We start from the raw sequence: 1,376 nt of genomic DNA, 5'->3' as shown, positions 1-1,376 counted from the left end.
GGCCGGAGATAGGCCACCAGTCGTTTGTCACCGGCGATATCTTCGCGGGCGATAACGGCCGCTTCCTGCACTCCTGCACACTGGGTCAGGCGCGCTTCAATTTCCCCCAGTTCAATACGGAAACCGCGCAGTTTGACCTGAAAGTCGTTACGGCCGAGGTATTCGATATTGCCGTCGGACAGCCAGCGGCCGAGGTCGCCGGTTTTATACAGCCGGGCAGTCGGGGCGGTGGAGAACGGGTCAGGGATAAAACGCTCCGCTGTCAGGGCCGGACGGTTAAGGTAACCGCGGGCCACGCCGGCACCGCCGATATAAAGCTCGCCGGTTACGCCGATGGGGACTGGCTGGCCGCAAGGGTCGAGAAGATAGGCGCGCAGGTCAGGTAATGGCTGGCCAATCAGGCTGCCCCGCCCTCCGGTGATATCCTCCTCGGTGAGTTCCCGATAGGTAGCATGGACGGTGATCTCAGTGATGCCGTACATATTCACCAGCTGGGTCTGGCGGACAGGGTTATTTGCAATCCACGGTGCCAGCGATGGTAATTCCAGCGCCTCCCCGCCGAAGATAATGCAGCGCAGGGCATGTGCGGTGTCATTCTGGGCAGGAATAAGCTGGCGGAAAGCACTCGGTGTCTGGTTCAGCACCGTCACGCGTTCGTGGCACAACAGGGCATAGAATGCCTGTGGCGAGCGGGCACAGGCTGCCGGTACGATAACCAGCCGGCCGCCGTAAGCTAAGGCCCCCCACAGTTCCCAGACCGAGAAATCAAAAGCAAAAGAGTGGAACAGAGTCCAGACATCATTGTGATTGAACTGGAAATAATCCTGCGTGGCCGCCAACAGGCGAATGACGTTCGCGTGTTCCACCATCACCCCTTTGGGCTGACCGGTGGAGCCGGAGGTGTAAATCACGTACGCCAGATGGTGTGAGGTCACTCCCCGTGCCCGGCTGTCAGGATTGCTGTCCGGCGCTCCGTCAAGGACGGACGGCGAGCGGGCATCAAGCACCACAGTAGGCAAGTGGCTGTCCAGCGTTTCAACCAGCGCGGACTGAGTAAGCAGGGCCACCGGTGCTGCATCACTGAGCATATAGGCCAGACGTTCGGCCGGATAAGCCGGGTCAAGCGGCAGGTAGGCCGCCCCGGCCTTCAGAATGCCCAGCAAGCCGACAACCATCTCCAGACTGCGCTCAACGCAAATAGCGACCCGGTCATCCGGCTGTACGCCCAGCGCCAGCAGATGATGGGCCAGCCGGTTGGCATGGCGGTTCAGTTCGCCGTAGCTGAGGGACTGTCCTTCAAACACCACGGCGGTAGCATCAGGCGCCAGCATAGCTTGCTGCTCAAACCGTTCATGGATCAGGGCGTCCTGCGGGAA

Annotated in this window: 1 protein-coding gene; it reads right to left on the bottom strand. The window is 60.8% G+C overall.

Annotated elements, in window-relative coordinates:
• Nucleotides 1–1,376, bottom strand: a 1,376-nt coding sequence (locus tag FE394_RS18730; RefSeq protein ID WP_319927842.1) for a non-ribosomal peptide synthetase, incomplete at both ends; no start/stop codon positions are given.

It is taken from the genome of Xenorhabdus littoralis (genome assembly GCF_033949345.1).
Taxonomy (GTDB): Bacteria; Pseudomonadota; Gammaproteobacteria; order Enterobacterales; family Enterobacteriaceae; genus Xenorhabdus; species Xenorhabdus littoralis.
Note: the sequence above shows the minus strand (reverse complement) of the source record. Positions and strands in the feature narration are given on the sequence as shown.